At 71.8% G+C, this 5,404-nt stretch carries 2 protein-coding genes; one reads left to right on the forward strand and one right to left on the reverse strand.

The features are described from left to right. The first annotated feature begins 184 nt into the window (after positions 1-184). Positions 185-1,471 carry a TrpB-like pyridoxal phosphate-dependent enzyme gene (locus tag ACXJKG_RS19025; protein ID WP_456847299.1) on the forward strand — a complete coding sequence of 429 codons (1,287 nt, stop codon included), beginning with the start codon at positions 185-187 and terminating at the stop codon, positions 1,469-1,471. 50 nt (positions 1,472-1,521) lie between these two features. Here the strand turns inward: ACXJKG_RS19025 and ACXJKG_RS19030 are convergent. Next, a partial coding sequence (locus ACXJKG_RS19030; protein WP_456847300.1) for an ExeM/NucH family extracellular endonuclease occupies positions 1,522-5,404 on the reverse strand: 3,883 nt, incomplete at its 5' end.

Consider the following 5,404-nt stretch of genomic DNA (forward strand, 5'->3'; position numbering starts at 1 on the left):
CAGTCGCTGGCCTTCCACGAGCGGCTGGGCTTCCGGCGCGTCGGCGAGCAGGCGACGAAGGGCGGCGCCGTCGTCGTCGCCCTGCTGGCCCGCGACGTGGCCTGACGGGACGAACCGGGCGATACGCTGCCGCTGCGGACCAGCGGCGGTCGCGGGCTCGCTGGTACTCGACCCGGAGGCCCTGATGACGTCCTCGCTCCTCGACTCCCTCGGCGTGACCGTCCCCTCGACGGTTCCCACCCACTGGTACAACCTCGCCGCCGACCTGCCGACCCCGTGCCCGCCGGCGCTCCACCCGGGCACCCGCGAGCCGCTGACGCCGCCCGACCTGGCGCCGCTGTTCCCGATGGCGCTGATCATGCAGGAGGTCAGCACCGAGCGRTGGATCGAGATCCCCGAACCGGTSCGGGAGATCTATGCGCTGTGGCGCCCGTCCCCCCTGATTCGGGCGCGTCGCCTCGAGCGGGCTCTGGGCACACCGGCGCGGATCTACTACAAGTACGAGGGCGTCAGCCCCGTCGGGTCGCACAAGCCGAACACCGCGGTCGCGCAGGCCTACTACAACGCCGCCGAGGGGATCACGAAGCTYACSACSGAGACGGGCGCCGGGCAGTGGGGCGCGTCCCTGGCCATGGCCTGTGCCCTGCTCGGCCTCACGTGCGAGGTCTGGCAGGTGCGCGCCTCSTACGACKCCAAGCCSTACCGCCGGATGCAGATGGAGACSTACGGSAGCATCTGCCACCCGTCGCCGTCGGACCTSACSAAYGCCGGGCGGGCGATGCTCGCGGCAGACCCGGAGACCACCGGCTCCCTCGGCATGGCGATCAGCGAGGCGGTCGAGGCGGCCGCGACCGACCCGGACGCSCACTACTCGCTGGGCAGCGTGCTCAACCACGTGCTGCTGCACCAGAGCGTGATCGGCCAGGAGGCCCTCGCYCAGCTCGACGCGATCGAGGAGAGCGCCGACATCGTGTTCGCCTGCGCCGGTGGCGGCTCGAACCTCGGCGGCCTGAGCTTCCCGTTCCTGGGCCGCAACCTGCGCGAGGGCACGACCACCCGCGTGGTGGCGTGCGAACCGGCCGCGTGCCCGTCGCTGACCCAGGGCGAGTACCGGTACGACTTCGGCGACGTCGCCGGCCTGACTCCCCTGCTCAAGATGCACACGCTGGGCAAGGACTTCGTGCCGCCGCCCATCCACGCGGGCGGGCTGCGGTACCACGGGATGGCGCCGATGGTGTCGCACGCGGTCGAGCTCGGGCTCGTCGAGGCCATCGCCGTCGACCAGGACACCGCCTTCGCGGCCGGCATCGAGTTCGCGCGCGCGGAGGGGATCATCCCGGCTCCCGAGTCGACCCACGCGGTGGCCGGCGCGATCGCGCACGCCCGCGCGGCGACCGAGGCGCAGACGATCGTCATCGGGCTGTCGGGCAACGGCGTGCTGGACCTGCCCGCGTACCACGACTACGTCTGAGCACACGACGGGCCCGCGTCCGGCCGGGACGCGGGCCCTCGTGCGTGCGATCAGCGGATGCTGACCGGCGCGCTCGTGCTCGGCGACACGTTGGCCGTGTCGGACGGGACGAACGTCGCCGTGTAGGTGTGCGTCCCGGACGGCACCGTGCCGATCGCGACCCCGAGCACCACGTTCAGGGTCTTGACGACCGTGGTGCCCTCCCGGATCTCGACCCGGCCCGAGGGCAGCTTGCCGTTGTCGGTCGACACCGTGACCACGGCGACCGACGGGACGAACAGGAACCCGCGGGTCACGGACAGCCCGGTCGTCGTCGTCACCTTCTTCACCACGACCGTCACGGGCGCCGACGCGGAGCCGGTCACCGTGGCGTCGCCGGCGAACCGGGCGACCACGTCGTAGCTGCCCGCCGGGGTGGACGACGCGAGCCGCAGCGTGGCCGTGCCCCCCGACAGCGGTGCGGTGCCGAGCACCGTGGTCCCGGCGACGAACTCGACGGACCCGGTCACCGCTACGTCGGCCGCGACCTTCGCCGTGAGCGTGACGCGCGACGAGGAGGCGTACACCTGGCTCGACGGCGACGCCGTGAGCGACGTGGTCGACGCGGGGACCCCCGCCTCGACGGTGAGCGGGAGCGTCACGGTCGTGCCGCTCGGGCTCGCCACCAGCGTCAGCGTGTGCGCACCGGCAGCGGTCGCCGCGGGCACCGTCACGGACACGTCGGCGTTGCCGCCCGCGACCGGCGCGGTGCCGATCGAGGTGCCGTCGAGCCGGACGTCCAGGCTGGTGTTCTGCGGCGAGCCGAGGCTCGTCAGGTCCAGCTTGGTCACCGGGAACGCCAGCGTGTCACCGGCGGTGACGGAGGACGGCTGGGCCGGCACGCCGACCGCCTGACGGGCGAAGTCCGGGGCCAGGCCCGGGTGCGCCTGCAGGTAGGCGATCCAGCCGTCCCGGTCGATCAGGCCCGAGTCGCGTGCGTCCGTCCCCTGGGCCACGACGCGGAAGTTGTCGCCGCCCGTGGTGAGGAACGAGAACGTCCMGATCCGGTAGCTCGCCGCCGGGTCGATCGGCTCGCCGTTCACCGTGACGGACGTGATGTGCGATCCCGCGGGAGCCGCGGCGTCGTACGTGTACGTCACGTTGTCGGACAGTCCCAGCTGCAGGTACGGACGCGACGGGATGGTGCCGTCCGCGTTGGTCTGCCACTGCTGCTCGAGCATCACCGTGAACTGCGCGCCCGTGAGCGACGTCGTCCAGAGGTTGTTGACGAACGGCAGGACGCCGTTGGCCTCGGCCGTGGTGATCACCCCGTCCGGGGCGTACAGCAGCTCGGCCCTCAACCCGCCGGGGTTGACGACGCCGATCTGCGCGCCGCCCAGGTTGTCCGGGGCGAGCGTGTCCCGCAGGGCGTTGGCCACGAGGTCGCCGAGCGATGACTCGCTCGCCCGGTCGTCACGCGCCGTCGTCGGGGCGGTGTAGCCCGTCGGACCGTAGGTGCCACCGGTGAACGCCGTGGTGATGTCGGCCGTGACCGAGCCGACCGGGACGGACCCGACGGTGTTCGCGTACGCGAGGGCCGCGTTCACGATCGTGTTCACCTGGGCGACCCGGGGGTACTTCGCGACGAGCGCCGCGGCGAAGGCCGCCTCGTTCTGCGCCGGGGTGTTGCCGGCGACCACGGGTGCGACGAGTCGCGGCACGTTCTTCTGCGTGTGCGCGACGACCTCGCCCGTGCTCGGGTCGAACGTCAGCCCGACCTCGCCGATGTACTCGCCGTAGCTGCCTGTCTGGAGCACCGGACGCGTCGTGCCGGGCTCACCCGGGACCGGGCCGGCCCACGCGTACTGCTGGTGCGTGTGGCCGGTGAAGATGGCGTCCACGCTCGCCGCCGTCTCGTCGACGATCTTGGCGAACGCCCCGCCCTGGGCCACCTCGTCCTCGAGGGTGCCGTTCGGCAGACCCTCGCTGGCGCCCTCGTGGTAGCTGGCCACCAGCACGTCGGCCTCGCCGTTGGCCTCGTTGCCGTCGCTGAGCTGCGCGGCCACGCGGTTGACGGCGTCGACCGGGTCGCCGATGTCGATCTGCGTGATCCCACCGGGGCTCACCAGCGAGGGCGTCTCCCCCGTGACCGCACCGATGACGCCGACCTTGACGCCGCCCATGTCGAGGATCGAGTACTCCGGCAGGGCCGGCGTCGTCGTGCCCTTGAGGTAGACGTTGGCGCCGAGGTAGTCCCACTTCGCGTTCGTCTTGTTGGCGATCACGCGGTCCGTGAGGTCCGTGAACCCCTTGTCGAACTCGTGGTTGCCCACCGCCGACGCGTTGAGCTCGAGCGCGTTCAGCACGTCGATCGTCGGCTGGTCCTGCTGGACCGCCGAGGCGAACAGCGAGGCGCTGATGTTGTCACCGGCCGACACGAACGCGACGGGGCTGCCGGCGGCCACCGCGGCGGCCTTCTCCTGCTCGACCGTGCCCGCGAACTTCACCGTGTTGGCGTCGATGCGTCCGTGGAAGTCGTTGATGTCGAGCAGGGTGAGGTTCACGGGCTTGGCGGCACCGTTGACCAGGCCGACGACGACCGGGTCGTGGTCCGAGGACCGGTACTCGTCCGGCGCGTAGTAGAGGGTGCCGTGGTAGTTGTACCGGTCGTACTCCAGCGCGATGGACTCCTCGGCGTTGATCTCCCAGATGTCCGCGCCCGTGGCCCGCTTCAGTGCCGGGCCGTTGAGCAGCACGTGGTCGAGCGAGCCGGACAGGCCGCTGAACGAGTAGGAGTACTGGCCGTCCGCGAGGGTGGTCGCGGCGTCGGCGTACCCAGCGTCGTACAGCGTCTGCAGCGGGTCCTCCCGCGTGTACGAGTTGAAGTCGCCGACCAGCGCCACCGACTTCGCGTCGCCCTGCACGGTCGGCACCCAGTCGCGCAGCGCCTCGGCCTGCCGGACGCGCGACTCGTTCGAGGCGCCCTGACCGTCACCGGTGTCGGCATCGCCCGGCCACGGACCCGCCGAACCCTTGGACTTGAGGTGGTTGACGACGACGAAGAACGGCTCGCCGCCGCCGGCCGGCGTGAACTCCTGGCCGATGGGCTCCCGGGCGTTGCCGAAGGCCTGGTCGTCGCCGCTCAGCGTGCCGAGCGCGTGCGACGGTCCGGTGCGCTCGACGGCCGCGGTGCGGTAGATGATCGCGTTGGTGATGACGTCCATCTCGGCCGCCGGCGGCAGCTCGGTCGACGACGGGACGAACGCCCAGACGTCCGAGCCGGCGGCMGTGTTCAGCGCGGCGACGAGCGTGCCGAGCGCCTCGTCCGGGACGCCGTCGACGGTCGCCGAGTTCTCGATCTCGAGCAGACCCACGACGTCGGCGTCGAGCGCGTTGATCGCCGAGACGATCTTGTCCTGCTGACGCTGCAGGTCGGCCGGGTCCCACGCGCCTCGGGGGGCGCAGCCGGTGTTCACCGTGACGGGGTCGCCGGTGCGGTCGTTGTAGGAGGTGCAGCCCGCCGTGGTCGCGCCGAGCGTCGTGAAGTAGTTGAGCACGTTGAAGGAGGCGATCTTCAGGTCGCCGCCCACCGCGGCCGGGGCCGTCGTGCGGTCGTTCTCGAACGTCACCGCGGCCGGGCCGGGCTGCGTCGGGTTGAGCTTCCACACGTTGTTGCGGAAGTCGACGACGACCGGAGCCGTGACAGTCGCGGCCGCGCCGACGCGGACCGGGTTGGTCAGGCTCACGTAGGGCGGGGTCAGGCCCGAGTTCGCGGCCGACAGGAAGTTCGTCGACGAGCCGTCGTCGAGCACGACACCACGCGCGGCGTTGTCGGCCGCGGCGGCGGCGGCCTCGGCCGAGCCGGGGCGACCGACCTCGGTGGGCTGGATCAGCGGCAGCGTGCCCGCCGCGAGGCCGACCTCGCCGTACTGGTTGGTCGAGTAGGTGTTGGAG

The organism is Cellulomonas sp. P5_C6, assembly GCF_054049635.1.